Annotated in this window: 27 protein-coding genes and 4 pseudogenes; 15 read left to right on the plus strand and 16 right to left on the minus strand. The window is 68.4% G+C overall.

Going from position 1 to position 25,649, the window contains the following annotated elements; all coding sequences use genetic code 11:
- Nucleotides 1-264: 264 nt before the first annotated feature.
- The 3 genes and pseudogenes from ABH940_RS33905 to ABH940_RS33915 form a co-directional block, all read left to right on the plus strand.
- Nucleotides 265-549, plus strand: a pseudogene (locus tag ABH940_RS33905) (hypothetical protein); the annotation flags it as partial.
- Nucleotides 550-658: 109 nt separating this feature from the next.
- Nucleotides 659-898, plus strand: a complete 240-nt coding sequence (locus ABH940_RS33910; protein WP_370070151.1) for a hypothetical protein — start codon at nucleotides 659-661, stop codon at nucleotides 896-898.
- A complete protein-coding gene (locus tag ABH940_RS33915; protein ID WP_370070149.1) occupies nucleotides 895-1,206 on the plus strand; it encodes a hypothetical protein in 312 nt (103 codons plus the stop codon). The genes ABH940_RS33910 and ABH940_RS33915 overlap by 4 nt, the downstream gene beginning before the upstream one ends.
- Nucleotides 1,207-1,250: 44 nt before the next feature.
- Here ABH940_RS33915 and ABH940_RS33920 read toward each other — a convergent pair.
- Nucleotides 1,251-1,664: pseudogene (locus tag ABH940_RS33920) on the minus strand (5-methyltetrahydropteroyltriglutamate--homocysteine methyltransferase); the annotation flags it as partial.
- Between the two features lie 309 nt (nucleotides 1,665-1,973).
- Between ABH940_RS33920 and ABH940_RS33925 the strand changes: the two are divergent.
- The 3 genes and pseudogenes from ABH940_RS33925 to ABH940_RS33935 form a co-directional block, all read left to right on the plus strand.
- Nucleotides 1,974-3,227 (plus strand): IS256 family transposase, encoded by a 1,254-nt coding sequence (locus ABH940_RS33925; protein WP_370069978.1) that lies wholly within the window; start codon nucleotides 1,974-1,976, stop codon nucleotides 3,225-3,227.
- A gap of 42 nt (nucleotides 3,228-3,269) precedes the next feature.
- Nucleotides 3,270-4,253, plus strand: coding sequence for a GNAT family N-acetyltransferase (locus ABH940_RS33930; protein WP_370069976.1), 984 nt, complete (start codon nucleotides 3,270-3,272; stop codon nucleotides 4,251-4,253).
- A gap of 121 nt (nucleotides 4,254-4,374) precedes the next feature.
- Nucleotides 4,375-4,722, plus strand: a pseudogene (locus ABH940_RS33935) (NUDIX-like domain-containing protein); the annotation flags it as partial.
- Between the two features lie 136 nt (nucleotides 4,723-4,858).
- On the opposite strand, the gene ABH940_RS33940 reads toward ABH940_RS33935, so the two are convergent.
- From ABH940_RS33940 to ABH940_RS33955, 4 genes are all read right to left on the minus strand, one after another.
- Nucleotides 4,859-5,254, minus strand: coding sequence for a VOC family protein (locus ABH940_RS33940; protein ID WP_370069974.1), 396 nt, complete (start codon nucleotides 5,252-5,254; stop codon nucleotides 4,859-4,861).
- Between the two features lie 229 nt (nucleotides 5,255-5,483).
- Nucleotides 5,484-5,705, minus strand: a complete 222-nt coding sequence (locus tag ABH940_RS33945) for a hypothetical protein (protein ID WP_370069972.1) — start codon at nucleotides 5,703-5,705, stop codon at nucleotides 5,484-5,486.
- 12 nt (nucleotides 5,706-5,717) lie between these two features.
- Nucleotides 5,718-6,179, minus strand: a complete 462-nt coding sequence (locus tag ABH940_RS33950) for a hypothetical protein (RefSeq protein ID WP_370069970.1) — start codon at nucleotides 6,177-6,179, stop codon at nucleotides 5,718-5,720.
- Between the two features lie 15 nt (nucleotides 6,180-6,194).
- The gene (locus tag ABH940_RS33955; RefSeq protein WP_370107026.1) at nucleotides 6,195-6,869 is read right to left on the minus strand and encodes a hypothetical protein; all 675 of its coding nucleotides are present in this window, start codon (nucleotides 6,867-6,869) and stop codon (nucleotides 6,195-6,197) included.
- A gap of 220 nt (nucleotides 6,870-7,089) precedes the next feature.
- Here ABH940_RS33955 and ABH940_RS33960 point away from each other — a divergent pair, with 220 nt between their 5' ends.
- A complete protein-coding gene (locus tag ABH940_RS33960; RefSeq protein ID WP_370069966.1) occupies nucleotides 7,090-7,515 on the plus strand; it encodes an NUDIX hydrolase in 426 nt (141 codons plus the stop codon).
- Nucleotides 7,516-7,803: 288 nt separating this feature from the next.
- On the opposite strand, the gene ABH940_RS33965 is transcribed toward ABH940_RS33960, so the two are convergent.
- Both ABH940_RS33965 and ABH940_RS33970 read right to left on the minus strand, forming a co-directional pair.
- Entirely contained in the window at nucleotides 7,804-8,316 is a 513-nt protein-coding gene (locus ABH940_RS33965) for a hypothetical protein (RefSeq protein WP_370069964.1), read from the minus strand.
- 61 nt (nucleotides 8,317-8,377) lie between these two features.
- Nucleotides 8,378-8,779, minus strand: a complete 402-nt coding sequence (locus ABH940_RS33970; protein WP_370107027.1) for an ATP-binding protein — start codon at nucleotides 8,777-8,779, stop codon at nucleotides 8,378-8,380.
- Between the two features lie 130 nt (nucleotides 8,780-8,909).
- On the opposite strand from ABH940_RS33970, the gene ABH940_RS33975 reads away from it, so the two are divergent.
- Nucleotides 8,910-9,566 carry a hypothetical protein gene (locus ABH940_RS33975; RefSeq protein ID WP_370070139.1) on the plus strand — a complete coding sequence of 219 codons (657 nt, stop codon included), beginning with the start codon at nucleotides 8,910-8,912 and terminating at the stop codon, nucleotides 9,564-9,566.
- An 81-nt stretch (nucleotides 9,567-9,647) separates the two neighbouring features.
- Here ABH940_RS33975 and ABH940_RS33980 read toward each other — a convergent pair whose 3' ends face one another.
- On the minus strand, nucleotides 9,648-9,896 hold the full coding sequence (locus ABH940_RS33980; protein WP_370069958.1) for a hypothetical protein: 249 nt from the start codon (nucleotides 9,894-9,896) through the stop codon (nucleotides 9,648-9,650).
- A 140-nt stretch (nucleotides 9,897-10,036) separates the two neighbouring features.
- Between ABH940_RS33980 and ABH940_RS33985 the strand changes: the two genes are divergently transcribed.
- From ABH940_RS33985 to ABH940_RS34000, 4 genes are all read left to right on the plus strand, one after another.
- Complete coding sequence (locus ABH940_RS33985) at nucleotides 10,037-10,237, plus strand: hypothetical protein (RefSeq protein WP_370070137.1); 201 nt, start codon at nucleotides 10,037-10,039, stop codon at nucleotides 10,235-10,237.
- 6 nt (nucleotides 10,238-10,243) lie between these two features.
- Nucleotides 10,244-10,780 carry a DUF6879 family protein gene (locus tag ABH940_RS33990; RefSeq protein ID WP_370069956.1) on the plus strand — a complete coding sequence of 179 codons (537 nt, stop codon included), beginning with the start codon at nucleotides 10,244-10,246 and terminating at the stop codon, nucleotides 10,778-10,780.
- A 24-nt stretch (nucleotides 10,781-10,804) separates the two neighbouring features.
- The gene (locus ABH940_RS33995; protein ID WP_370069954.1) at nucleotides 10,805-12,205 is read left to right on the plus strand and encodes a helix-turn-helix domain-containing protein; all 1,401 of its coding nucleotides are present in this window, start codon (nucleotides 10,805-10,807) and stop codon (nucleotides 12,203-12,205) included.
- Nucleotides 12,206-12,580: 375 nt separating this feature from the next.
- On the plus strand, nucleotides 12,581-13,150 hold the full coding sequence (locus ABH940_RS34000; protein WP_370069952.1) for a hypothetical protein: 570 nt from the start codon (nucleotides 12,581-12,583) through the stop codon (nucleotides 13,148-13,150).
- Nucleotides 13,151-13,963: 813 nt separating this feature from the next.
- On the opposite strand, the pseudogene ABH940_RS34005 reads toward ABH940_RS34000, so the two are convergent.
- The 4 genes and pseudogenes from ABH940_RS34005 to ABH940_RS34020 form a co-directional block, all read right to left on the minus strand.
- A pseudogene (locus ABH940_RS34005) lies at nucleotides 13,964-15,049 on the minus strand (IS701 family transposase); the annotation flags it as partial.
- 422 nt (nucleotides 15,050-15,471) lie between these two features.
- Nucleotides 15,472-16,239, minus strand: a complete 768-nt coding sequence (locus ABH940_RS34010) for an ABC transporter permease (RefSeq protein ID WP_370107028.1) — start codon at nucleotides 16,237-16,239, stop codon at nucleotides 15,472-15,474.
- On the minus strand, nucleotides 16,236-17,132 hold the full coding sequence (locus ABH940_RS34015) for an ABC transporter ATP-binding protein (protein ID WP_370107029.1): 897 nt from the start codon (nucleotides 17,130-17,132) through the stop codon (nucleotides 16,236-16,238). The genes ABH940_RS34010 and ABH940_RS34015 overlap by 4 nt, the downstream gene beginning before the upstream one ends.
- Nucleotides 17,089-18,009 carry a transposase gene (locus ABH940_RS34020; RefSeq protein ID WP_370107030.1) on the minus strand — a complete coding sequence of 307 codons (921 nt, stop codon included), beginning with the start codon at nucleotides 18,007-18,009 and terminating at the stop codon, nucleotides 17,089-17,091. The genes ABH940_RS34015 and ABH940_RS34020 overlap by 44 nt, the downstream gene beginning before the upstream one ends.
- A gap of 367 nt (nucleotides 18,010-18,376) precedes the next feature.
- On the opposite strand from ABH940_RS34020, the gene ABH940_RS34025 reads away from it, so the two are divergent.
- Nucleotides 18,377-18,577, plus strand: a complete 201-nt coding sequence (locus ABH940_RS34025) for a hypothetical protein (protein WP_370069946.1) — start codon at nucleotides 18,377-18,379, stop codon at nucleotides 18,575-18,577.
- 98 nt (nucleotides 18,578-18,675) lie between these two features.
- A complete protein-coding gene (locus tag ABH940_RS34030; protein WP_370107031.1) occupies nucleotides 18,676-19,197 on the plus strand; it encodes a hypothetical protein in 522 nt (173 codons plus the stop codon).
- Between the two features lie 1,206 nt (nucleotides 19,198-20,403).
- Here ABH940_RS34030 and ABH940_RS34035 read toward each other — a convergent pair.
- The 3 genes from ABH940_RS34035 to ABH940_RS34045 all read right to left on the minus strand — a co-directional run bounded on the left by ABH940_RS34035 (nucleotide 20,404) and on the right by ABH940_RS34045 (nucleotide 23,777).
- Nucleotides 20,404-20,952 (minus strand): GNAT family N-acetyltransferase, encoded by a 549-nt coding sequence (locus ABH940_RS34035; RefSeq protein ID WP_370069942.1) that lies wholly within the window; start codon nucleotides 20,950-20,952, stop codon nucleotides 20,404-20,406.
- A gap of 389 nt (nucleotides 20,953-21,341) precedes the next feature.
- The gene (locus ABH940_RS34040; protein ID WP_370107032.1) at nucleotides 21,342-21,980 is read right to left on the minus strand and encodes a DUF4232 domain-containing protein; all 639 of its coding nucleotides are present in this window, start codon (nucleotides 21,978-21,980) and stop codon (nucleotides 21,342-21,344) included.
- A gap of 1,407 nt (nucleotides 21,981-23,387) precedes the next feature.
- The gene (locus ABH940_RS34045; RefSeq protein WP_370107033.1) at nucleotides 23,388-23,777 is read right to left on the minus strand and encodes a hypothetical protein; all 390 of its coding nucleotides are present in this window, start codon (nucleotides 23,775-23,777) and stop codon (nucleotides 23,388-23,390) included.
- 511 nt (nucleotides 23,778-24,288) lie between these two features.
- On the opposite strand from ABH940_RS34045, the gene ABH940_RS34050 reads away from it, so the two are divergent.
- On the plus strand, nucleotides 24,289-24,843 hold the full coding sequence (locus tag ABH940_RS34050) for a hypothetical protein (protein WP_370107034.1): 555 nt from the start codon (nucleotides 24,289-24,291) through the stop codon (nucleotides 24,841-24,843).
- Here ABH940_RS34050 and ABH940_RS34055 read toward each other — a convergent pair.
- Nucleotides 24,809-25,591 (minus strand): IS5 family transposase, encoded by a 783-nt coding sequence (locus tag ABH940_RS34055; protein ID WP_370107035.1) that lies wholly within the window; start codon nucleotides 25,589-25,591, stop codon nucleotides 24,809-24,811. The two genes, ABH940_RS34050 and ABH940_RS34055, sit on opposite strands and share 35 nt — an antisense overlap.
- Between the last annotated feature and the right edge of the window lie 58 nt (nucleotides 25,592-25,649).

Here is a 25,649-nt window from a genome sequence, read left to right on the forward strand (position 1 = left end):
AGCAGCCTGGGCTACCTCAGCCCCGCCCACTTCGAAGTCCGTCAAGCAGCCTGAACGACACAACGAACCTGTCCGTCAAAACGGAGCAAGCTCAGCCAATGCGCTTTCAGCCGTCCGCTATGGGCGTCCGTCCTCGTCCGGGTCGGGTGCGTGGTCGCTCGGGTGGGGGTCGCCGGCCAGTCCCGCGAGCATGCCGTCGAAGACGGCGGCGGCCTGGCGACCCCCCTTCGCCGGTTGCGGATCGCCGTCAACCCGACCCTCGGCGTGGCCGACCCACAGCCGGCGATCCGCCAGGCACTGCAGACCGCAGCCGATCTGCTGGCCCGGCTCGGCCACCAGATCACCGAGGTCCACACCCCGTATCCCGGCGCAGCCGAGTTCGCGGACACGCTCCTGCTGCGCCAGCAGGTCCTCACCCACCGCCGCTACCAGACCCTCGCCGACGCGTTCAGCGACCACGCCGACGCGTTCGAGCCCTGGTTCGCCGCCGCAGTGGAGCGCGGACGTGCCGTCACAACCGAGGAACTCACCAGCTACTGGCACCACCGAGGACGCCTGGACGCCTGGGCGGCGGGACTATTCGACCACTGCGACCTGCTGCTCACCCCCGACCGCACCCACCACCGCATGGCCGGCCGAGGGTCCCGACACCCTCGCCATGTTCCGCGACCGGGCCCTGCCCGTCGCCTTCACCGCGGCCTTCAACGACACCGGCAACCCGGCTGTCAGCATCCCGGTCGGGCTCTCTCCCCAGGGGCTGCCCTGCGCGGTCCAGCTTGTCGGGCCGCACCACCGCGACGACCTCCTGCTCACCGTCGCGGCGGCAATGGAACGCGAATTGGGTCTGCTCCGCCCACCGACCTGCTGCTGGAGTGGATCGACAACCGCGACAACATGAACACCGCCACGAACCGCGACTCCCGCTGGCTCTTCCTCGGCCGACGGGCCGCACAGCCGATGAACCCCTACGCGCTCGCCGACCTGATCAACGACCTCGGCATAGCCACGACCGCCAGCCGGGCGGCGGCTATCCGCCAGCGCGTTCTGGAGATGCCGGCCCCCGTCGTCACCGACGCCCTCGGCTACCACCCGGTCACCACCGCCAAGCTCACTGCACAGGGCGGAGGGACCTGGAGCCGGTACGCCGCCGGGGATCACCTACGGTCACCATCCGGCTGGACACCACGACGAACTGACGACAGTTGAATAGGAGAGCTCACCTGTATCAGGCCCCCAGCCCACCTGGCGGCGCCGGTGCCGGTGTAGACCCCGATCCGGGCGCGCTCGTCCCCGGTGAAGCGGGACAGCACCCGGTTGTTCAGGGCGATGAAGTCATCCAGCGGCCCTGCGCTCGGGTCCAGCTTGAGGGACGGACGGGCCTCCTCGAAGTCCAGCTGGACAACGTGCGCGTCCGCGTCCAGGCCGCCGGGGATGTCCGTCTCCGCCTCGTTCGCCGGGTCGACGAGGAACTGCTCAGGCGAGTAGCCGGTGATCCCCTCCGACGGATGGAGCAGGCTCAGCGCCGAGGGGGCGGCGGCGGCCTGCTTCACCGGAATCTTCGCGTGCCGTCGTGCGGCCCTCGGGTACTCGTCGGCGTGGGTCTTGTAGCGGAACGGGCCGGAGGCCAAGCTGGGCAACTGCTTCGTGTGCCCGTTGGCGAACGGGTCGCGTTGACCCCGCTGGTGCGGGGAGTGACGCCGCCAGGCGTCGCCTCCGAGCACGTTCACGGCCAGGACCGCCGAACACTCACCGTGACATTGGCGGCCAGATGATTCCCCATCAGGTGGCCGTGAGTGGGGAATCAGAATGCTCTGGCGCGGGTTCCGTGAGAGGCCGGGGTCAGCCCCGCCGGAGCAATGCTCATGACCTGTGGATCGGCCTCGGGTTGGACGCGAAGGGCGTACCTTCCCGAGTGATCGACTTCTGGTCATCGAGTAGACCGACGTTGCACCGTCGGTTGGGAAGGCACGTTCGTGCTGAGCGTAGTGAATGCCGATGGAACGACCGAGACCGGCTCTCTGATCGACGACATCGTCCGCGAGGGCGCGAGTCGGATGCTGGCCGCCGCTCTGGAGGCTGAAGTCAACTCCTACGTAGCCGAGTTGGCCGACCAGCGAGACGAGAGTGGGCGCCGCCTGGTGGTCCGCAACGGCTATCACCAGCCCAGGAAGGTCACCACCGCGGCCGGGGTGATCGAGGTGAAGGCCCCACGCATCAACGACAAGCGCATCAACGAGGCAACCGGCGAGCGCAAGCGGTTCTCCTCGGCGATCCTGCCGCCGTGGTGCCGCAAGTCCCCGAAGATCAGCGAGGTGCTGCCGCTCCTTTACCTCCACGGCCTGTCCAGCGGGGACTTCGTGCCCGCGCTCGAGCAGTTCCTCGGCTCCTCGGTCGGCCTGTCCCCGGCCACCGTCACCCGGCTGACCGCCCAGTGGCAGGCCGACCACAAGGCGTTCAGCGAGCGCGACCTGTCCGCCACGGACTACGTCTACGTCTGGGCCGACGGTATCCACCTACGCATACGGCTGGAGGAGGCGAAGGCCGCGGTCCTGGTCGTCATGGGCGTGCGCGCGGACGGAACCAAGGAGCTGATCGCGATGACCGACGGCTACCGCGAGTCCTCGCAGTCCTGGGCGAGCCTGCTGCGGGACTGCCAGCGGCGAGGCATGCGCGCTCCCGTCCTCGCCGTCGGCGACGGAGCCCTGGGCTTCTGGAACGCGTTGAACGAGGTCTTCCCCGAAACCCGCCACCAAAGGTGCTGGGTTCACAAGACGGCCAACTGCCTCGACAGCCTCCCGAAGTCCGCTCAGCCCGCGGCAAAGAAGGCCATCCAGGACATCTACAACGCCGAGGACAAGGAGCACGCGGCCGCCGCGGTGAAGGCGTTCGCCAAGCAGTACGGCGCGAAGTTCCCCAAGGTCGTCGAGAAGATCGTCGATGACGAGGATGAGCTGCTGGCGTTCTACGACTTCCCCGCCGAGCACTGGATCCACTTGCGGACAACCAACCCCATCGAGTCGACCTTCGCGACCGTCCGTCTGCGGACCAGGGTCACCAAGGGCGCCGGATCCCGGGCCGCCGCCCTGGCGATGGTCTTCAAGCTCGTCGAGTCCGCCCAGGCCCGCTGGCGAGCCGTAAATGCACCCCACCTCGTTGCCCTCGTCCGCGCTGGGGCCCGCTTTGAACGCGGCCAGCTCGTTGAACGGCCGCAGACGACCGCGGCGTGAATAGGGTGGCGGACCTGGCTCGAAGTTCGAGAACATCCGGACATGTTGGATGGCACGGCAGGACAGGACCTTCCGGTCGGCTTCGGGTTCCGGCCGTATCGCGGCAACGAAGACCACGGCGCCATGGCCGCGGTGCGGCTGGGGTGTGTTGAGCGGGACCGGGTCGATGTCCACTCGGTAGTGGAAGGGCTCCCGACAGCGGCCGAGATCGCCGAAGCTTCAGCCAAGTTGGAGGAGCCGTCCAAGAACCAGATCCTGGTGGTGCTCGACGGGAGCGTCGTCGGCTACTCGACGATCCGGTGGTGGCAAGAGCGGGACGATACGTGGCTGTACCTGCACCGCGGCCACCTCTTGCCCGAGCATCGCGGCCAGGGCATCGGCTCAGCCATGCTGAGCTGGGCCGAAGAGCGGATCCGCCAGCTCGTCAAACAGCATGGAACGGCGCGGACGGCAGTGATCGGCGCGAACGCCATGACCTCCGAGCAGGACGCCACGGCACTTCTGCGCGCAGCCGGCTACCGACGTGTCTTCAGCCTGGTCGAGCTGGAGCTGGGCGATCTGCAGCAGGTGCCCGAGCCGGGCGGCGAACTGCCGGGCGGGATACGGACAGGGCCGATCGGGACAAGCCACTACCGTGCGGCCTGGAGGACGGTCGTCGATTCGTACGCGGACCGCAGTTTCACACAGAGATGGCCTTTCCAGGACTTCGTCGACACCGCCGACCCGGCATGCTGGAGGGCTGCCTGGAACGGGCAGGACATGGTCGGTGTCGCTCTCTGCTCCATCCGCCGTCACGACCACACCGTGGGCGAGGTGGAAGAGCTGAGTGTCCGGGCGGACCAGCGACGCCTCGGAATCGGCCGGGTCCTGCTGCTGGACGGGCTGCGGAGCCTTCGCGAGCAGGGTGCAACGACCGCTCGGCTGTTCACGGGCACTGCAAATCCGCACCGGTCCTACGACCTCTACGAGAGTGTGGGGTTCCGGCGGCGAAACGAGTACGTCCGCTACCGCAAGCCGCTTGCTTGATCGACCGGCTATTGGGCTGTCGGGTCAGTCCACAGGATTTGACAATTCCTCCTGCGGAGGGTGTCGGCGGACGTATCCGCTAGTGTCGAGGACAGGCGGACACTGTGATCCAGGAGGAGCGGTGTACTACAGCGGGTTGGGGCTCGACCGTGTCGTTGATCGGCGGGGAGACTCGGACTGGATCGAGGCACTGCTGACCAGGGCCAGTACCCAGGTCATTCCCCTGTGGCAGGACCAGTGCCTGGTGCGAAACGAAACGCCGTTGCGGCTGCCCTTGGCCCAGGCGAGGGACGTCCTCGTCGCGGCCGGCGACCGGGTGCTGCTCGGCCTCGAAGGCGAGAGGGCGGTGTTCGCGGCTGATGTGTCCGGGCTCGAACGGGAGAGCGCCGTCGAGCTGGTCGGCGCGGACAGGATGCTGGACGTGCGGGCGATGGTTCCCACCATCACGCCGGACGAAGCGGGTCTGCTGGCGTACGCGCGGACCACCGGATGTGGCGGACCTGGACCGAGTTGGAGGAGCGGTCCAGCGCCGGGACCGCATTCACCACGAACCAGAGCCTGTACCAGTACCAGTACTGCTGACGCCTCGGTAGGCGCTGCCCGCCCTACCGTCGGTCGACTGCGTCACTCCAAAACGGGTCCGCCGTCTCCCTAGGTGTGGCGAGCAGCGCCTCAAAATCCTCAGGTTCACGTGATTCGACAATGAAGAGGTTTCCGTCAGGATCGGCGAGTTCGACCCACCCGCACCCCCACCCGTTGTGGTACTTCCCAAGAATTGTGGCACCGCACGCCACAAGGCGGGCGCATTCAGCCGCCACTGTGCTTTCACTTGTCGGAATGAGAGCCACAAACGGGCCACGGACCTGCCTTTGTCCCATCCCGCCGACGTCCGGGCCCACCACGCTCAGCCCCGGCGGAACACCGAAGGCCTCTCCCCAGAAGGCGAACACCGCTCCATCACCACTGGTTCCGAGCCTCACACCCGAGAACTCAAGCCCCATCGTGTTCTCCTCCTTTGCTCACTGCACATTGTCGTCGCATTCCAAGCCAAAGTCCGGCAGTTGAGCTGGAACAGCGGGTCGGCGCTGGTTGGCCGCGTGGCGGGCCAAGCCCCCACACAGGCGGCCACCCGTCAGGGTTCGCGCCGGGGCGGGTCAGGCAGCTGCGGGGGTGGCGGGTGTGCTGGCTTGGTCGGCGGGGTGGTCCCGTTGCTCTTCGGCCCGGGCGCGGTCAGCTCGGGGAGGCGGCGGGTGTGGTCCGTAGGCGGCGGGCGATGTCGAAGGGTGTGTTGCCGCCGAGCAGATGGAGCGGTTCGAGCAGGTGCTCCCAGACGGGGTCGTGGTTGATCTTGTTGATCTCTGTGATCAGTAGGCCGTCGAGGAGCCGGGTGCTGACTTCGCCGAGCATCTGTGGGCTGCGCAGTGCCTCGCGCAGCCCGTCGAGAGCACGCAATGCGTCGTCGCGTCACTGCTGTGCGAACTCGATGTTGGCGTCCCCGGGCAGGAGGTCTGCGGCTGGGACGAGCAGTACGCGGTGCAGGTCGCCGATCGTCGGCTCTTCTTGCAGGGCTGACAGCCGGTCGACGTCCGATGGGGGCTCGTCGTACGCCAGGCGCTGCAGGATTGCGGTGCCGAGGACGGTGAGTGCGGCCGCGTGCTGGACGGCGAGGCGGCGGGCGTTCTCGTGCCAGGCCCTGGCCACCGCGGTGAGGTCGTCCATCGCGGCGGTGCCGGCCTGGAGAGTGTCGGGGAGCTCGGCTTCGTCTTCCTCGATGTCGTCGCCTTGGGAGGCCAGACGCTCCAGCAGCGCCCGGGACTCGAAGGAGGCGGGGATGAGCAGGCGGCATGCCCGCGTGGTGGACCGCAGCGCCTGACGCTCGGCGGTGGTGAGGCCGGCCAGGGCTTCGGGGGCGGGGAAGTTCGGCACGCTGACCCTCTCCTGTTATCCGCGCAGGTGGTTGCTGATCTCGTACGGGGTCTGCTCGGCGACCGCGATCAGCGGGTCGAGCAGGCCGGTCCACACCTCATCGGTGTCCTTGGCCCCGGACACGCTGATCCGCGCCTGGTCGACGACGTGGTCCGGCGTATCCTCCAGCCACGTCTGGATGGCAGCCTTGACGCTGCCGAGTCGGTCCACCAGCTCCGCTCGCCGGTGCTCCTGACGGGTGATCTCGACCTCGCTGCGGCGGACCAGCAGGTCTCGGACCGGGATCAGCAGCGCGGCGCGCAGCTCGCCGAGGCTGGGCTCGCGCGTCAAGCGGTGCAGCTGCTCGGCCGTCAGCGGCGGCTTGCCGTGGACGATCCGGTCCAGCACAGTGATGCCGAGCACCGTGTACGCGGTGACGTACCGGCAGGTGATCTGCTCGACAGCGGTATCCCAGTCCCACGCTTGACCGGCGAGCTCGTGCGTCAGTTCGCGGAAGCTGGTCGGGCCGCCGTCGGTGCCGGGTTCGAGGTCCTCGACGGCGTCGGAGAGCCGGCTCAACCGGGAGGCGGTCGCGTAGGCCGCCTGACGCTCCCCGTCAGCGATCTGGCAGGCCCGACTCATCGACCGCAGCGCCTGGTGCTCGTCTGAGGTGAGTCCGGGCAGTTCGTGGAAGCTGGGGAAGTCGGTCACCCTCGAAGACCCTTCGGTGAGCTGCGCGTTGATGCGCACGACGCTATCGGCCCGATCGGTCGCGGGGCGGGGCTTTTGGAGATCGGTTCACTGCGGTTTGCCGGTGTTCGGACGATGGCCCGGGATATCCAGTGTCGGATAGTTGCCAGCTGGGGGAGGACCTGGTCGACGGGCAGGACTTGGTCGTTCGCGCGATGGGCCAGGGTTGCGGAGCGGGACGATGAACGGTAGGCCGGTGGCAGCTGCGGTGGTGGTGTGGGGCGGCGGGGTGCTGATGGTCCGCCGTGCCGTGCCCGAGGGCGAGTTGGTGTGGCAGTTCCCGGCCGGGAAGATCGAGGCTGGCGAGTCGGCGCAGCAGGCGGCTGTCAGGGAGACGCTCGAGGAGACCGGGTTGACTGTCTCGGCGGTGAAGGTGCTCGGGGAGCGGGTGCATCCGAAGACCGGTCGGCACATGTCGTACGTGGCATGCACGGTCGAGCGCGGCACGGCGGCGGTCGCGGCCGACGAGGAACTCGCCGAAGTCCGCTGGGCCCAACTCGCTGAGCTGCCCGAGCTGGTGCCGTACGGGTTGTTCGCCCCTGTGCAGGGGTACCTTGACGCCGAACTCGCGAAAGTGATTTTGCGCGGAACTTTTGGCCCCAGTTGAACAAGAACTTCTGGGACCAGGGGAGACGTCAGGGGGCGTGCGGTTAACCGCTTCGCGCCGCTTGAGCAGGTTCTTTTGGCCCCACGTTGTCCGAGTGGTTTCGATGGCGGCGGGGGTGCGGGGATCCGTAGCGTTGTGGGCAGTGGTCGGCTGATGCGCGTGCCCCCGACAGGTCCACGTGCCGACTGCCCCGACTCGACTCGGGTCTCGGGTGGCACTGGTGCCCCGTCCGGGCGAGCATGGCGGAGGCTGGCGAGTCCCCCTGGGAGTCGCCGGCCTCGGTCGGGCTTACTTGGGTTCGGTGGGGATGCTCGGCGGGAAACCGCACGAGTCGATCAACTCGAAGATCAGGTCCTCGACGAACGGGTCCGCGCGCTTGACCAGGACTTCTCTGAGTCGGGTCGGATCGGGGGTGAAGCCAGCCTCCTGGGCCCACTTTTCGATGAGGTCGGCGGCACCTGGTGGCGGCTCCGGGATGTCGTATTCGGCGGCCATGACCGGGTCGAGGAACGTCGACCATCGGGCCCCAGAAGGAGCCAGACCGCGGACCTCACAGACGTCGCTGTCCATCACCTTCGCGATCAGGATCGGGGCGCCGGTGGCTGCGACGAGGTTCTGGAAGGCGGGGAGTGCGTAGTCCCGAACCCCGTGGTGGATCTGAACGGTCTGCCAGCCGCCCGCGCGAGGCGAGCAGGAGGACAGGCAGTCGGAGTGCCCCTCCTCGCATCCGGCGGCGAACCAGGCCAGTTCATGAAGTGGTTGATCACTGCGTGCCAGGACGAAGTCACCTGTGAAGCCCATTGCCCCTCCTTGATCGATGGGCAGAGAGTATGCGCCGGCAGTGACAGCCGTGGTGGCGGGCCTACTTGGTGTTCCGGCGTGCTTCCTGGGTCTTCTGGAGCCGGTAGGACTCCTCGCCGGTCTCGATGATGTGCGCGTTGAAGGTGACCCGGTCCACGATCGCGGAACACAGCCGGGGGTCGGTGAAGGTCTGCTTCCACTCCGAGAACGGCGCGTTGGAGGCGACGGCCATCGCCCGACGTTCCTCGCGGTCCCACGTGGTGAAGGGCCAGTGGGTGCGGACCTGGCACCCGGCCCACCGCGACCGGCAAGGCAAGCGCCACGAGGGCTTCTTCGCCCGCACCTGGGTCCCCGCCCACCAGGTCTGTTCCCGGTAGGAGCAGTCTCCGCTTAAGGGACGCCATCCTGCTGGCCGGGGTGTGGAACAGGGTGAACGACCCTGCGTCCGCACCCCTTGTGTCATTCCAGGGCATAGTGACCGTGGCTACCCTGACGCGAAGATCCCTCGCTGCGCATGCGAACATGCCGGATCGGGAGCGGCCATCTGAGGCCCGCCAGGAGGCTGTCGACCACACGGCGAGGGGTTGGAACGCATGGAGGACATCTCAGCGGAGCGTCGGCGCATCCTGCAGTCGCCTCCGCCCGAACTGGTGGCCGAAGCCGCAGCGCATCCCGGCGGATCGGTCGCGGTGATTGACTCCGACTACATCGGCGACCCAAACGGCTACATCCCCGGCGAGGCGGTTCAGGGCGCCTGGATGGTCGGCCCGGACGGAAAGCTGACGGGCGAGTTCAAGGAGAACCCGAACTACAGTCCTCCCAGGGACGACTTCGCCAAGCTCACCGAGCCCGACCACTGGCTCGGCTGGCTTGGCGACGACCCTGCCCAGGCAGTTCGGGACTCCATCGCGCAGTGCCTGACCGGCCAGGCGCCGGCGGCGGTGCTGGACTGGGTCAAGATCCTCGAGGCACCCCGCTACCTCACAGGCGGCCGACGTCGCCCCGACCATGACGACCAGATCATCGTCACCAGGGCCGGACTCGCCGTCTCCTTCGCGCTGTCTGTGACGGCAAAGAAGCGGGACATCCTCACCGGCACTTTCAGCTGGGTCGCGGTCCGACTGGACACACCTGCAGACAGGAAGGACCAGGTCTGGCTGGACCTCTGGACAGGCCTGGACTGGGCAGAGACCGAACTTCGCAACCGGATTTACCTTGTCGGTCAACCGCCCATGGGTTCAGGCGCCTGAACCCGCACGAACAGGCCACGCCCACGAGTCGAGGTGAGGGCGTCCCGGGCATGATCCGTCACCAGGTGTCGGAATCCAGCGTCAACTCGTTGCCGTGCCTGGCTCGCGGCGGAGAGCCTCCTGCGCGTCGTCGTCGATGGTCCAGTGCCCGCGGGGGACTTCGTATTCAGCGCCGAGCGCAGCGAGATCCGCCCACGTGCCGGCAATGCGCTCGTCGACGTCCCTGCGTCCGCCGATGCCTCTGTCGTCGGACTCCCAGACGAGCACCAGGACACCCTCACCACGGGGTTTGCTCACGTTGAAGCGCCGAATAGTTTCTCCGTCGCTCATGACCCCAGGATCAGCGACGGCCTTGCGAGCCGCGTCCCGGCGCCCTGGTATGGAATCTGGGCGTCATTCGCGCTGTCGGTGATTCTCGCTACGGTGCCAACCAGCACGGACAGAATGGGAACGAGCGAAAGGTGACCACCGTGAAGCTCAAGTTCATCGGCTCAACCAGCGACAACGGTCAGTGCCCCACCCTGTACGAGACGGACGACGGCCGGGTCGTCGTTCAGGGCGACGTCCTCACCGACGAGGAGGCCCTGACCCAGCTCCGCGACGTGCTCCCCGGCGAGACGTTCGTCGTGGTCCCCCGCGAGTTGCTGACCCGCTTCTCGCCGAAGGAGTAGGCCCGCGTGCTGCCGATCCCCGGCGACAAGATCACCGAGTTCTTCGAAAGCGGCTTCGAGCACACCGCTTGGCGGTTGGAGACCCGCGGAGCGTACGCGGCCGACGAGCGCAGCCAGACTTACCGCAGATGGCTTGACGGCAAGCCCCTGGACATCGACCCCAGCGGCTCCTGGTACGCCGTCATGCGGCGCATCACAGGCCAGGGACGGCGCGTGGAGCGGGTGCGCGTCATCGATCAGCCGTCCACGGAGAACCAGCGCTACAGCCTCGCCAGCGTGCCCGTGAACCTCGACGCCGGCGAGGACATCCGCTACCTGCGGCGAGAGGATTCCGTCAGGCTCGGCCTTCCGGACGATGACCTGTGGCTGTTCGACTCCCGGTTCGTGGCCACGTTCGCGTGGGACGAGTCCGGGTGGGCCACGCACTTGGACGTCACCGACGACCCCCAGGTTGTCCTGGCGGCCTGTCAGGCCCGCGATGCTGCCTGGCATTACGCGATGCGTTACGAGGGGTTCGCCGCGACGGTAGCGTCCACCGTGTGAGCACCGAACTTCCAGCAAGCCCGGGTGTACCTCGGTGCGCGCCTTCGAGAGATGCGCGCCGAGGCCGGGCTCACCGGCCGCGAGCTCGCCGAGCGGCTCAGCTGCACGCAGTCGAAGGTGTCGAAGCTGGAGAGCGGCAAGCAGACGCCAACCCCGGCTGACCTCGACGCTTGGGCCGTGGCCGTGGAGCAGCCAGACGCCGCTGCCGAGCTGAAAGGCCGTCTGCGTGGCCTGGAGCCGCGCTACCGGTCGTGGCGCCGCCAACTCGCCGGCGGACATCGTGTGCGGCAAGAGGTGTCCGTCTCCGAGGAGAGCAAGTCCACGGTGATCCGCGCCTTCGAGCCATCCGTCATCCCCAGCATGCTGCAGACCCCGGACTACGCCCGCAGTATCCTCACCAACGTGTCCGATCTGCACGGCACGGCGAATGACATCGACGACGGCGTCCGCGCGCGGATGAAGCGTCAGGCGCTGCTGTACGAGCCGGGGCGTCAGTTCCTGATCCTGGTGTGGGAGCCAGCCTTGTACGTGCGGTACGGGGCAGCAGAGGTGATGAATGGCCAGTTGGATCGGCTGTCGAGCCTGATCGGCTTGGACACGGTCCGGCTGGGGATAGTGCCGTTTGGGGCAGCGTTGAAGGTCACCCCGAAGCAGGGGTTCTGGATCTTCGATGAGCGGCTTGTGATCGCGGAAACCGTCAGTGCGGAGATGTGGCTCGACGATGCGGCGGACATCGACCCAGGCCCGGAACTCCACCGGCAGCGACACCTGCAGGTCCGTTGCCGCCTCGGGCAGCAGCGGCCAACTCGGCGGCACCGGCCGCCCGGGGATGAAACCGCCGGCCCGCCCGGCGGTCGTGTCATCGAGCTCGGTCACCACTACCACCCCCTCTCACACCGGCCGTCGACCGTTCGGACGGCCTCCTGCCGCTCGCGGGCGAGCTGCTCGAACCCGGAACGGACGCCTGCGCCGAGCAGCCTGCGCACCATGCGCCGCCCGTCGCCCGCGAAGACGCGGAGCGCGACCAGGGCGCTGACGAGCTGGTACAGGTTGTGCATCGGGGTTTCCCCCAATCAACATGGCGGTGCCGCAGCCGCGTTCACACCGGGGAGCCGGGCGCTCCCACCAGCCAGCAAACCTGTTCGGGCCCCCGCTTGTGCAACTCCCGTCAAAAAATCATCGCCGAAAGTAATCGATCAAACACGATCACATGCTGCGTCAGCCGCGACCCGACCCAGGTACTGGGGGTCTTCTCGCCTGCTCGGCGGCCTGCGCTTCGCCCTCTGGGAGGCCGCGTTCCGGCTGATGCATGGTCAGCGGCGGTGGCGGCCCGGCCACGCGCAGCGCTTCCGGCCGTCGGGCAGTCGCGATGGACGGCCTACGCCCTCACCGAGGCCCGGCGACACCGTTGAACCCACGACGTAAGGATGGCGGCGGCGGTGCCCCGGCGTGGGTTGTGCTCGACCCGGCTGACGTAGGGCGCTGAATCTACGCAGGGGGAGCTGTGGCTGACGCACGACCTCGGTGAACTCACGGCATGGCTGAGCCGACCGGGGGCCGCTGGTCACCGGGCGCCACGGCCCTTTGATGTTCCGGCCCCGGGTCAAGGGAGGCTTGCTCCCCTCGGACAGAACCATTCAATAGCGACATGGACAGGTCAATTCCGGACTGCGCAGGGTAGAAATCAGACAGGTGTCAATTGGGACGTGGTTAGTCCACACACGGCTCCTTAGAGTGGCATCTCAGCGGACACAGAGGGTGTACAGAGCACCCCTAGACCCGGCGCCTCAGGAGTGCAACTTGCGCATCCGGAATCTCATAACCACACTCTTCGCCGCGCTGCTGGCAGCAACATTCGCTGCCAGTGCCACCACGGCCTCGGCGGCCACGGCCCCAGTGCCAATTGTCCACGCTCAGGTTGGCACGGTCATCACCAAGTCCGGGCACGTCACCATCGACCCCGCACTGAACCCGAACATCAACCCGGTGGCGGCGCCGGCGAGCAGCCAACGCCCAGGTGCCGGCATAGAGGCCTGGTGCAACGTCACCGCGGCTGAACCCTTCCAGGTCACATCAGGCGGGACGGTCTACGGGCAGTCCAAGTACGCCGGCTGCTCAACGCCAGCTCCGCAGGCATGCCGCCTCGTCGTCGACCTTGAGCGAGGGAGCCCGCTCACAGGTGGAGCCAACGTTGGCCACGGTGACTCGGGTTGGCGTTCATGCAGCGGCTACGTGAATGCGCCCACCAGCTGCGTATTCTCCGTCGTGAAGCAGCCGTTCTACACGATCGTGTCGCTCGAGGCCGAATACCTCGGAGTGTACGGAACCAATGTCGGTCAAAGCGCAGTGGCCTACCTCAACTGCCACTAGCCGATGGGATCTCTGGTGGTGCCTATGCGCCGCCTGGCTGTGCAGCACGATTCGTTACGGTTGCCCGCAGAAGGGGCGTGCCTGACGGTGGATCAACCGGCGGACCACTGAGGTAGTTCGCGAGCTGACGGGCGTCGTCCTCTGAAAGGTGCAGGACGACGCCTGCCCCATTGGGTGCGTCGTCAACGCGTGGATCCAGCCCGATTGCCTGCACGGCTGTGGTCAGGACTTCACGTGCCGGGGCAGGTGCGTGACGAGCAAGGATCGCCGCAACCTCCGGTTCGAAACCATCCTGGGCAGAGGCGTCACGCGCCACGCGGCCACGGCCCCCGCGACCCGCGCCATCATCATCACGGTCGGTCATGTACACACCTTACGCTCGAGGACCGCGGGAAAACCTCCGCAGCAGGGGAAGTCCAGCGCCCTCAACAGCGTCGTGCGTCAGGCGCAGCTCGCTCAAGAACTCCTGTCCGGCGTCCGCTAGATGCCCGCAGCTAGTACTCCAGTGAGAGTTCTCCGTTTTCCCTGGTCAGCGGCCTGGTGGTCGGGAGTGTAGCCGGGCTGCGGCAGGGTCTGAGCGGTGTTCGGCAGGATGTCGCGCGAACGGGTGGCCGCGCCGCATGTAGTGGCAACGCCGTGCGTGTGCTTGGTGTTGGCGGCGCCATATCGACCAGGTCAGGGTGTGGTCGTGGGACGCAGGATGGTGGCGGGATCGAGTTGCCAGCAGACGGCGAATCTCTGCCGGTGTGAGGTCCACGAGGTCGGGCGCGTCCCGGGCGCCACCCCCTTTTCGCGCTCCTGGGCGGCCATGACCGCGAGGAACGCGTGGGCGAGCATGGCGAGGGTGATGTGCCGGTACCAGCCCACGAAGCGGCGGACCTCGTACTGGTCCAGGCCGCACTCGTTCTTCGCGCTCTGGAAGCATTCCTCGATCCGCCAACGACAGCCCGCGATGCGAGCCAGGTCCGCGACGGTGGTGTCCAGGGGCGCACTGGCCAGGTAGTAGGCGATCTCGTTGGGCCGGGCGGTGCTGCGGCGAGCGAGCATCCAGCGCTGGTGGGTGGGCTGGTCACCGTCGAACTCCCACACGGACGGGAGCCGCGCGGCGGCCCAGTCGTAGACGCGCTCGCCCTTGGCACCTTGTCCAGCGGACAGCCGCTGCCAGGCCTCAGCCGGCGCCTGGGTGAAGAGGTGGTCGATGCGCGGACCGTGGACCTGCTGGGATTTGGGCACGGCGACGACGTAGGACAGGCCTGCGTCTTCGAGGTAGCGGCGGAATTGGGAGTCCTGGCCGTAGGCGGAGTCCGCGGTGACCCAGCCGATGGGCAGTCGCGAGGCCAGGGCTCGCTTGATCATGGTCCGTGCCAGTTCGAGCTTGGTGGCGAAGCCCCGATCGTCGGGGACGCGTGCCGTTCGGCAGCGTTCCCGGTCTTCGGTCCAGGACTTGGGCAGGTAGAGCTCGCGGTCGACCAGGGCGTGGCCCTTGGTGGATGCGTAGGCGGCGAAGACGCCGATCTGGCAGTTCTCGGTGCGTCCGGCGGTGCCGGAGTATTGGCGTTGGACGCTGGCGGACACGGTGCCCTTCTTGACGAAGCTGGTGTCATCGATGATCAGGACACCCTCGGGGGTGCCGAGTTGTTCGGCGAGGTAGGTTTGCAGGTCGTCGCGGACTTCGTCTGCGTTCCAGCAGGCGCGGGCGAGCAGGTGCTGGAGGCGGTGCGGGGCCGGGTGGCCGGCGAACTCGGCCAACTGCCAGCTGTTCTTGCGGCCCACCGGGCCGAGCAGCCCGCACACGTAGTCCCGCATCCGGCGCCGCGGCTCGACCCGGGTAAACCGGGCCCCGATCCGCAGGAGGAGTTCGTTCAGTTCCCGGTCCCACACATCCGTCAGATCGTCGATCACACCGAGGGGCTGTCCACGGCGTTGCCACTACATGCGGCGCGGCCACCCGTTCGCGCGACATCCTGCCGAACACCGCTCAGACCCTGCCGCAGCCCGGCTACACTCCCGACCACCAGGCCGCTGACCAGGGAAAACGGAGAACTCTCACTGGATTACTAGTCGGGGTCCGTGCAGGCCGTCGCCCCCGGACGTGTCGGCCCAGCCCGCCAGCAGCGCGCGCATGGAATGTCCGATGCACCCCTCCACCGCCTGTGACCACGCCTCCACTGTGATCTCCGCGGTGTCCGTGAAGGACCGGTGTCCGATGTCAGAGCGCCGCCACTCGCGAGCCTTCCCTGACCAGGGCGTGATGGGGGCTGCCATATGATCGGTCGCCGGACGGATCCGCGCCAGGACCATGGGGGCCTGTGCTCGTCCCGTCAGACCCGTGGCTCCCAGGTGAAGTAGCGGGCGGCGACGATCAGCCCGGCCAGGCCCCATGCGGCGACGACGAGTACGTCCGTCCAGCGGAACACGGTGCCGAGGAAGGCTGCCTGCATGCCGTCGGCGAAGTGTTTGACGGGGAAGATCCGCGCGGTCCACTGGATCCAGGCAGGTGCATTGTCGCCGAGCGGGATGAAGATGCCCGACAGGAAGAGCAGGGGCAGGATCGAGGCGTTGACGATGGGTGCGGCCGCGTCGAAGTCCGGGATCGCTGCGGTGATCGCGAACCCCAGCGAGCAGAAGCTTGCCGCGCCGACCACAAGCATCACGGCGAAGCGGACCAGGCTGCTCCCGGTCGGCACGTCGGCTTGGTAGGCGAACCGGCCGAAGGCAACGGTGATAGCGACCAGCAGGACTGCGACCAGGAGCGCGTGAATGACACGCGCGCCCAGGTAGGCGGCGGCCGGGAGGGGGGTGCCGCTGGTGCGCTTGAGGACACCGGCGTCCCGGCTGAAAGTCATGCTGATGGCGATGTTGTTGAAGCAGGAGCTGATCACGGCGAAGGAGCCCATGCTGGCCACGTAGTAGGTGGACTGATGCACCGGCCGGCCGCCGACGACCACCACACCGTGCCCGAGGAGGGCGGTGAAGATCACCAGGAACATCAGCGGGAAGGCGAAGGTGAAGAATGCCGACGCCGGGCTGCGCCAGAACATCTTGTTGATGTAGCGCAGTTGCCGCAACGCTGCGGTGAGCGGGTTCATGACCGCGCCTCCTCGTCAGGCTCCCCGGCCGGCGTCGTGGCGTCGGTGACGGAGGCGACAAGACTCAGGTAGACGTCCTCAAGGGAGGGCCGAATGATCTGCAGGTCGTCGAGATCGACGGCCTGCTCCAAGGCCCAGCCGGTCAGCCGGTGCAGGGCGGCCGCGAGGTCGTCGGGGACGAACTCGACGTAGCCGTCCGCGACGTTCGTTGCCTGGCCCAGGCCGTCCGGTGGCACCGCCCCCGGCGGTAGGGCGTAGCGCACCCGTGTCCTGGCGCTGTTCCGGCCGGCAAGGTTGTCCGGGGCCCCCTCGGCGACGATCCTGCCTGCGGCCATGACCGCCACACGGTCGGCCAGGTATTGGGCCTCGTCCATGTAGTGGGTGGTCAGCAGCACCGTCTTGCCCAGCTGAGCCAGGTCCTTGACGACGTGCCAGGCCTCGTGTCGGGCGGACGGGTCGAAGCCGGTGGTGGGCTCGTCAAGGAAGAGCAGCTCGGGGTCCCCGGCCAGGGCGACCGCCATGTCCAGGCGCCGCTGCTGGCCTCCGGAGAGGCGGATCACCCTGCTGTCGCTCTTGGAGGTCAAACCCACCAGGTCGATGACCTCGCCCACGGGACGTGGACGCGGGTAGTAACTCGCGTACATCGCCACGGTCTCCTTGACCGTCAGATACCGGTCGACCCCAGTGGATTGCAGCACGATCCCGATCCGCGGCTTCAGTCGCTGCCGCTCCCGCCCCGGGTCCAGGCCCAGCACCTCGATCTCGCCCCCGTCGCGCCGCCGGTAGCCCTCCAGGATCTCCACCGTGGTGGTCTTGCCCGCCCCGTTCGGGCCGAGCAGTGCGAAAACCTCACCGCGGGAGACGTGCAGATCGATCCCGTTCACCACGGGCACGCCGCCGTACCGCTTCAGCAGTCCACGGGCATGCAGTGCGTCGCCGTCTGTCCCGGCTCTGGCTGCGGTGCGAGTGATCTTCTTGTCCACGATGCCTCCTTCGTACCTCGTCATGCTGTCTGATCCAGGCCGCGTCACCGGGCCGCAGCGCCGCTGCCCGGGGCGCATGTCTCGGTGAGGTGGCGGCGAACCCCTTCCAGCGGATGATGTGCCCGTGGCGGACGTAGCGGGCCGTGGTGTCGTAGGGAGAGACGATCGCTGCTGCTGAAGGTGGCAGTCCGCCGTCCTCGGCGGTGCGCCAGCGCAGGTGGCCTGCCGCGTCACGGTAGTAGTTCTGCACGACGACCCGCCGCAGGGCCTCGGCCTGCGGGCCGGGCCGGTAACCCAGCCCGTGCTGGTGGAGGCGTTCAAGCAGCCTGCAGGCGTCGTTGCTGGCGGCCAGGATCCGGGTCTTGGGCCGGGTCGGGTTCTTTCCCAGCCGGACCTGGCGGCCATAGCGGCGGCACCAGTCCTCATCAACCAGGCCGGTCAGCAGGTGCCCGGCCGTGCGGGCCGCCTCCTCCAGCGCGGCACGGGCCGCCTCGGTGACCAGTTCCAGCCGGGTCAAGTCGCGCACCGCGGCCAGCACGTGGGTGGAGTCGGTGCGCTGGGTGGTGCGCTCGCGGACCAGACCGGCCTCCTTCAAGCGGGCCAGAGCAAGGTCCAGGAGGCGGTCCGCGCGCCCGTCCTGCACCAGCCGCTCCCGGAAGTCGGACAGCACGCTGTGGTGGAAGCCCGGATCGTCCAGCTCAAGGCAGAGCGCGTACTTGAAGTCGACGCGGCACCGCACGGCCTCCGCGGCGTCGCGGTCGGACAGTCCCAGCAGGAACTGCAGCACGCTTACCGTGGCCAGTTGGGCAGGTGACAGACCCGGGCGTCCATCGCGCGGGTACCAGCCGGCGAAATCGTCGTCATGCCACAGTCCGTCCAACCGGTCCCGCACCCACATCGCCGTCGTCCCGTTCGGATTGCTTGCCCGCGCAACCTGCACAGTCAGAGCGGGAACCTGCTCGCCGGAACGGGGACGGACAGACAACGTGCACCTCGCGACTGGGTCGGCCTGCACCACCGTCACGAACCTGCCCACTGACCACGCCACTCAGCCCAGGGCCACCAAGATCACCGACAGAGTCAAGCTAAGTGGCCGGTCGATTGAAGCCGCCCTGTGCCCTGGCCGTGATTCCGGTCACTGATAGTTGGGGAGCATGGCGCAGGGGTGGGTCACCGGGCGGAAGCTGCGGAGGCGGTTGGTCGGGATGCTTGGTTCGCTGCTGGCGCTGGTCATGGTGGCCGGGTGCGGGTACTGGCGGCCTTTCAGCGACGCGGTGGTGGGCACTGAGCAGGGCAGCGTCGTGGTACTGGAGTTCGGCGGTGCCGGGGCGGGGGCACCGGCCAGACCCTGGTGACGTCGGACGACGGCCTCCACTGGCAGGTCTCGCAGACCTTCCCGACGCCGACGGACCCCTCCAGGATGCCCAGGCTGTCACTCCGCACTGAGGACTGCGTGCCGGGAGCACCTGAGCACTGCTACCGGGTGGTGCCCGGGCACGCCCTGGTCCAGGAGACGCGGGACGCGGGACGTCACTGGTTCACGGCCTGGCAGTTGTCGGCCGGGCGCGAGCTGTTCCTGCGGCGCAGCGGCGGATACGCCGAGGACACCACCGGTGCGAGGCTCCATCTGGACTCGACCTCGCTGGTGGTGCTCCTCGTCGCAGCGGGGCATGTGGTGATCGTGGCGGATCAGAACGACGGACTCGTGGTACGCACGGCGGACGGCCGGTGGCCACGTACCGGTCTTGCCCAGCAGCCGCCTGACTCCACCATCCCAGTCCCGGTGACGGGCCTGGGCGCGGCATTGGCAAGGAGTACCTGTTGGCCCTGTGTGCCGCTGGGCTGGCCCTGCTCACTGGAGTCGCTGCGGCTCGCCTCCGCCGGCACTCGGGCCGCTCGCGCCGGGTGGCAGCAGCGCAGGAGGCCGTACGGATCGTTCTTGGCCTCCTGTGGATGGCCACGCCGCCTGCGGTGACGTGGCCGTCGACGGCCAGGTCCGGTTTCCACCCGCGCCTGGTCAGGCCGATCTGGGAGGGGGCGGTCCAGCCGCTCTCCCACACCGTCGTGCTACCGACGGGCCCGATCAGACGCGGTACGACGCGTCCGCCCAGCCGACGAACGCGTCTAGAGGCGCGGTGACCGACCTCCAGCGGCCCGCTGGCTTCTGGAAGCGTCACAGGCCCGCACCTACAACCCCACCACCGGCCGCTTCTTTCAAGCCGACCCCCTCCTCGAAGCCAGCAGCCCCAACCAGCTCGGCGGCTACGGCTGCCGGGGTCTTTGCACGGTGCCTCATCGACAGCGGCCACGTTGCCTTCTTGCACATCTTCAGCGTTGCGCAGCATGCGAGCCGTGAGCGGATGCTGTGGCTGTGGACTGCCCGTCGCTGATCTGTTTTCAGGGTGGCTATGGGGTCCTGCATCTGACACCGGATGCGATCCGGTCTCTCACGGGTGTCCCGTGGTGCTGTCCCGCGGGTGTCCCGTGTTGGTGTTGCAGTTGTCCTGCGGTGAGGCGCGGGACAGCTGGGACCTGCGCGGAAGCTCGCAGAGCGTGTGGGGGCTCGTTGCGCGGGGCACCCCGCCGCTGCGGTCTTGGGGGGCTATTGCCAGCGCATCCCTGTGGGGGCCCTCCGGCGGGCGCGGTGGTCCGGGAAGCAGCCGAGGCAGCAGTATGGCGTTTCGTGCAGCGCGGCAGCAGCGTGACCGTGCCTGTTGAGGCCTGGTACGGCCCGGGAGTCTGCCGTGTGCAGCGCGGTGGCGTTTTGCTCCGCTTCGGACAGCGGGACGTGAGTCGCTGAGCAGGCGGAGCAGCGTGCCGGGCGAGGTCGGAGCCGGAGTGCCTCACCGAGCCGGTCCCGGACCGCACGCGGCCGCGGGTGTCCCGATCCTGCCAAGGGCCCGCGGCGGCCCGAACACATCAACCGTGCCCGCGGCAGCAGGAGTTCTACTCGGCCCGGATCGACGTCGACGACCGGTACCCGGTGATCCCTCTTGCCGGCCGTCGTGGGTACCGTGTCGTCGCCCATGAACCGGAAGGAGACTGGCCTGTGACCCAGGGATCACGTGCAGCGCGATTGTCGCCGACGCGCCACACGTGGTCGTCCAACGTGTCGTTCAACAGCGAAGCTCATCGCACAGGTCTACGAGGGGGAACTGGAGGGCAGCGCCTGTCGGGAGGGTCAGACAGCCGGCAGCGAGGGATCGGGCGTCCATGGCTTCGGCGCGGTGGCGGCCCACCGCTCGTGATCCCTCCAGTCCCCGTTGATGTAGAGGTAGTTGGGGGAGACGCCCTCGAAGCGGAAGCCGAGCCGCTGCACCACGGCCAGGGACGCCTTGTTGCCGGGCTGGATGCACGCCTCCAACCGGTGCAGCCGCAGCTGGGTGAATGCGTACTCCATGACGGCGGCGATCCCCTCGGTGATGTACCCCTTCGCTGCAGAGGGGGCGAAGGCCGCGTAACCGATGGACGCGCCCTGGTAGCGGCCCCGGATCACCGAGTTGATGTTCACCGCCCCGGCCGCGTTGCCGGTCTCCCTCACTCGGATCAGGAACCCCAGATTGCTGCCGTCCTCGAAACGCCGCATCCAGGCCCGGAACTCCTCCGGGCTCGCGGGCAACTGCATCCACGGGTGGTGCAGTTCGACGCTCGCCCGAACCAGGGCGCAGAACTCCTCCTCGTCGTCGAGGGTGAGCGCACTCAGTTCGACACGCGACGCTATGTTGACCATGGGCCCACGGTAGACCTCCTGTACACCAACGGCCCCAGGAGTTTCAGCATTTCTGCCTCCCTCGGCGTGGGCGAGGTGTTTGTGTTGACCGCGTTCGCCAGGACCGCCGCAGCGAGCGGTCGGCGCCGGGCGAGGGACTTCGAGAGCTTTCTTCCTTCGGGACTGACAGCCGATCAACCGCGTGGAGATCGGGCGGCCACGTGGCGAGCATCGCCGAAGTCGTCACGCAGGGTGACCAGGCCGCGCAGGCCTACCGCGCGGTCCCTGGGTGCCGCAGCGCGGCGACGCGTGCTTCCCACCGGATCCGCCGTGACGATGGCGCAGGGACCGTGTACCTCAGGGAGGTGACCTCAGGGGGGTGACCTCAGGGGGGTGACCTCCGCGAGGATTCACTTGCCGGCGCCTACGGGGTCCACCGTGATGACGGGGGCGGAGTTGCTGTCGGCGGGAACGTTGATACCCAGTGACATGGTGTGGGAGTGCGTCTCGTTCGGCGGGGTGACCACGGCGCTGGTGAACGTCACCCCGCTGCCGCCGGTGTTGTTGGGCGGGAAGTGCAGGGTGAAGTTGGTGGTCTGCCCGGGCGAGAGGCGGACCGTGGGCACGGCCATCGTGCTGCGCGCAGCGCTGACCGTACCGTCCTGGCCCTTGAGGTCCACGCCCGGGAAGCCGTGCATCGAGCACGTCGTTGACCCGATGTTCTTCAAGTTGATCAGGACCTCGCCCTGCGCCATGCCCCAGGAGCTGCTGAACGACAGGCCCGAGGTGTGGCAGGCCGCCCCAGCCACGGAGTCGCCCCCCGTACCTGAGCTGCTTCCCGTGGAGCCGGAGCTGCTCTGGGCAGTCGGCTCGTCCGAAGCCGAGGCGGTGCTCCCCGTCGAGGACTGCACGCCATTCGAGCCGGCGGAGGAGGAAGCCGGGCTACTGGCCGAACCACTGGCACTGCACGCGGTCAGCGCCAGCCCGACGGCGACGAGCGCGGCAGCCGACAGACCCTGGCGGGCGATCTTCGTACGCATGGAGTCCATGCCTTTCTCACTTTCGATGTTGTCGCCCCGCATCCGGCGGCGACCTGTCCGGTCCGGCCCCTGGACAAACGCGATCACTGGTGGCAGCAACGACTTTGACACACACAATCGCCCAGGCCAGCGCCGTTACAGCTCCACAACACAACGTCAAAGGCCCCGCGACAATCGACACAGGAGCATCACCGCAAGCCGACAGCCCCGCCTGTCTGGACTGCCCGACGAGTCGGTTCGCACCGCGCCGCGACCGGTCCGGCGACGGCGCACGTCGCCGGGCCCATGGCGGCCCCTGGTCCTTCGTTGATCGCTCAATGGAGTGGGAGCGAAGAGCATCCCCGGCCATGACGCCGTCTGCGCGCCTGTGGGCGTGAACCGGGCGACGGCGCTGCGGTGACAGCTCGTCATTTCGGCGCGCGCGGCTGGAAGTTGGGACGCGCGCGGATACTCTCGGTTCATGGATGAGGTGGAGGCTGGCGCTGCGGCCGGGACGCCGGTTTGCCAGGGGTGCGGGAAGCCGATCTCGGGCAGGGAGTCCGGTGGGAAGCGGGGGCGGCCCAGGAAGTGGTGTGGCAGGGGCTGCCAGTCCAAGGCGTACCGCGACGGTCGCGCCCGGGAGTGGGAACAACGGGAAGCCGCAGCGAAGGCCGCGCGCGCGTTGGAACCCCGTCAGGCGCCTTGTGACTCGGCCGACGTCCCGCAGGACGTCCTGGACGACGATGGGGGAGACGCCTGCGAGGACGAGGGGGAGCCGGGCGAGGAAGCGACGCCGCGCGAGCTGGTGCAGTTCCCACGCCGACCAGGTGGCGCGGTTCGCCTCGCTGTTCCTGCGGGGCTTGGAGGGGGGCATCGACGAAGCGACTCCCGCTGCGTAGGCAGATGCCTCCACCGCCATGCTCCATCGCATGGGGAAGTAGGTCAGCGGACGACGATGTCGTGGTCGTCAATCCGGATCTGATCCTCGTCCGCGACCGGCGGCCGGCGGTCCTGCGTGCCGGCTGCTGCGGGCACCGTGTCGTCGCCCGCGAACCGCAGGGAGGCTGCCCCTGCACGGCTCGACTCATGTGCACCGTGGATGTCGCGGAGCCACCCCCGCATCGCTGTCCAACGTGTCGTTCAGCACTCTGGGAGCAGGTCCGGCTGTGACCTTGAACTGGTGTGGCTCGTACCGGATCATGGCGCTGTCCGCGCGCGTGGCGGGGCGGGAGTCGAGCGTGGACCGAAGCTGAGGATCAGTCAGCCGAGCAGGCTGGCATTCGCCGTCGTCGGGTTCGTTGTGGGGATGACGTGCACGGTGAGGCCCGGGACGGCCGTGGGCGTGGCCTGTCAGCTGGTCGGTCGACTGCTTCCTGCTGCTGGCGTTGGCCGTGCACCTGAAGCGTGGGAACGCGTAGCGGTGGCTGCGCCTTCGGCTCAGCGGTGCTGCTTGCGGAGGGCGGCGACGCGCTGCTCGACATCGTCGACGAACCAGTCCGGGATCTGGCCTGTGGCGCGGAGGTGGGGGCGTTCCTGGTGGGTCAGCTGTTCGGAGGCGGCGTCCACGGCCACGGCGTAGTCGAGCTTCTTGTCGGACATGGACTCGCGACGCATGTCCCCGCCCATACGGACGGCCCCGCCGGCACCGCCGCCCACACCGCGGCCGCCTCCGCTGGCGCCGGCGAGCGTCGAGAGCCAGCCCCAGAAGCCGAGTTTGCGGCTGTGCTTGTCGATGTGGTCGCGTATGGCGAGCCAGCAGAGCCGGTCGTCGTTGAGCTTCGGCACTGCTGCGGTCGGGCTCGGCTGCTTCGTGTTCTTCCAGGCCACCGTCGTTCCCCCTCCGTCCCTGCGTCCCCGTCAGTCCGGGTGCGGCGATCGATGACCGTGGACCCGAGATCCACAAGGGGGCCAGGACGGCAGGATTTCCATACGTGCTCTTGATGCCGGCCCTGATGAGGCTTCCTGAAATCGGTTCTGACTGGAAGTCCGTGAAAGGCCAGGTCAGCGGGCGGCATGGCGAATGGTTTCCTCGCGGGATCTTCCTGGTAGGGGTCTGCGCGCGATCGGGGGTGTGCTGTTTCCCGGCGTCGATGTTGAGTTGGAGCGGCTGATCGTCAGCCCGGGGTTGCTGGTGATCGAGGCGGCGGGACGCGGGGAGCCACCGCGGTGCCCCGGGCTGCGCGACTGCCGGTCGGCGCGTCCACTCGTCCTACTGACGGGTCCTGAGAAGCCGTTGTCGTACCGAACCTGATCGGTGTGTTTCTGCAGGTCAGGTGTGAAGTCGTTCGTAGCGACGCAGGGTCGTGCCGTCGGATTGTCTCGTCGGTGGAGGTGCCGGATGCCGTCGGTGTTGGGTCTGCTGGAGGAGCGGGAGCTGGCCGCGCGCGAGCGTGTGGAAGGGCTTCGGGAGGAAGCTGACCGGGTCTTGGCCGCGTTGGCCGAGGCGGAGACGGATTGGGAGGGCTGGGTCGGCGCCCGGCAGCGCGTCGGGCAGGTCCTGTGCGCGCCGCAGGCGGTGCCGGCGGCCCAGGTCGACCGTGAAGCCACGCTGGGATCGGCGGCCTGCGAGCCGGTGGAGCCCTCACCCGAGGTCGTGCCGCCGAAGGCGGCCCGTGGCGGGTCCATCGTGCCGGTGTGGCGGCCCGGGCTGCCAGCGGGCGTACTGGCGTTTGACTACCAGCGCATCATCGCCGTGCTGGTCGAGCACCGCCGCGCTGGCGGGAGCGGGGTGATGAGCTGTCAGGAGATCACGACCGCCCTGGGTTCGGATCTGCTCCCGGCCCGGGTGGAAGGCGTGCGGGTGAAGGCGAAGCGGCTGGTGGGCCGGGGCTGGCTGGCCGAGCCGGTCCCGGGCAGGTTCACCCTGGCAGCCGGGCCAGCCGCCGCGTCATGAGCATCGTCATCGACCACAGCACCATCTGCTCATGGACGGCGGGCAGCGTCTCGTAGTCGCGCGCCAAGCGGCGCGTGCGCACCAGCCAGCTCAACGTGTGCTCCACCACCCACCGGCGCGGCAGCACCACGAATCCTGAGGCGTCGTGGCTTCGCTTGACGATCTGCAACCTCAACTGGAGCTTCTCGCTGGCCCAGGTCACCAGTCGGCCCGCGTAGCCGCCGTCGGCCCACACGAGAGAGATCCTCGCGAAGCGCGCGCACAGGCGATCCAACAGCGGCCGGGCGGCGTCGCGGTCCTGCACGCTGGCGGCGGTGACCATCACGACCAGCAGCAGGCCGAGCGCGTCGACGACCACGTGCCGTTTGCGGCCCGGCGTCCGCTTCCCGCCATCCCACCCGGACGTGGCCCGCGGCACGGCCGCAGACGCGCGGACCGTCTGCGAGTCGACGATGCCGGCGGTGGGCTCCGGATCCCGCCCGGCGTCCTCGCGGACCAGGCCGCGCAACCGATCGTGCAACTCGGCCAGCAGACCCGAGATGCGCCAACGCCGGGCGAATGCGTAGACCCGGTCCCAGGCGGGGAAGTCCACCGGCATCGCCCGCCAGGCGATGCCGCCCGCGACCAGGTAACGGACCGCGTCGACCATCTGCCGATGGCAGTACCCCTCCGGCTGACCGCCCCGCCCCTCCAGCCACGACGGCACGGGCATCGCGTCGCGCACCACCGCCCACTCCCCGTCCCTCATGTCGGACGGATACCTCGGCCTCCTGTACGGCCGGTCCCCGGCGTTCCCGAACCGGTGC

The organism is Streptacidiphilus sp. BW17 (assembly GCF_041262485.1).
Lineage (GTDB): Bacteria > Actinomycetota > Actinomycetes > Streptomycetales > Streptomycetaceae > Streptacidiphilus.

Coding starts and splice junctions, on each gene's coding strand:
- ABH940_RS33910 (WP_370070151.1), top strand. CDS start 659: ATGTTCCGCGACCGGGCCCTGCCCGTCGCCTTCACCGCGGCCTTCAAC.
- ABH940_RS33915 (WP_370070149.1), top strand. CDS start 895: ATGAACACCGCCACGAACCGCGACTCCCGCTGGCTCTTCCTCGGCCGA.
- ABH940_RS33930 (WP_370069976.1), top strand. CDS start 3,270: ATGTTGGATGGCACGGCAGGACAGGACCTTCCGGTCGGCTTCGGGTTC.
- ABH940_RS33940 (WP_370069974.1), bottom strand. CDS start 5,254: ATGGGGCTTGAGTTCTCGGGTGTGAGGCTCGGAACCAGTGGTGATGGA.
- ABH940_RS33960 (WP_370069966.1), top strand. CDS start 7,090: ATGAACGGTAGGCCGGTGGCAGCTGCGGTGGTGGTGTGGGGCGGCGGG.
- ABH940_RS33965 (WP_370069964.1), bottom strand. CDS start 8,316: ATGGGCTTCACAGGTGACTTCGTCCTGGCACGCAGTGATCAACCACTT.
- ABH940_RS33970 (WP_370107027.1), bottom strand. CDS start 8,779: ATGACACAAGGGGTGCGGACGCAGGGTCGTTCACCCTGTTCCACACCC.
- ABH940_RS33975 (WP_370070139.1), top strand. CDS start 8,910: ATGGAGGACATCTCAGCGGAGCGTCGGCGCATCCTGCAGTCGCCTCCG.
- ABH940_RS33980 (WP_370069958.1), bottom strand. CDS start 9,896: ATGAGCGACGGAGAAACTATTCGGCGCTTCAACGTGAGCAAACCCCGT.
- ABH940_RS34010 (WP_370107028.1), bottom strand. CDS start 16,239: ATGAACCCGCTCACCGCAGCGTTGCGGCAACTGCGCTACATCAACAAG.
- ABH940_RS34025 (WP_370069946.1), top strand. CDS start 18,377: ATGGCGCAGGGGTGGGTCACCGGGCGGAAGCTGCGGAGGCGGTTGGTC.
- ABH940_RS34035 (WP_370069942.1), bottom strand. CDS start 20,952: ATGGTCAACATAGCGTCGCGTGTCGAACTGAGTGCGCTCACCCTCGAC.
- ABH940_RS34040 (WP_370107032.1), bottom strand. CDS start 21,980: ATGGACTCCATGCGTACGAAGATCGCCCGCCAGGGTCTGTCGGCTGCC.
- ABH940_RS34050 (WP_370107034.1), top strand. CDS start 24,289: ATGCCGTCGGTGTTGGGTCTGCTGGAGGAGCGGGAGCTGGCCGCGCGC.
- ABH940_RS34055 (WP_370107035.1), bottom strand. CDS start 25,591: ATGAGGGACGGGGAGTGGGCGGTGGTGCGCGACGCGATGCCCGTGCCG.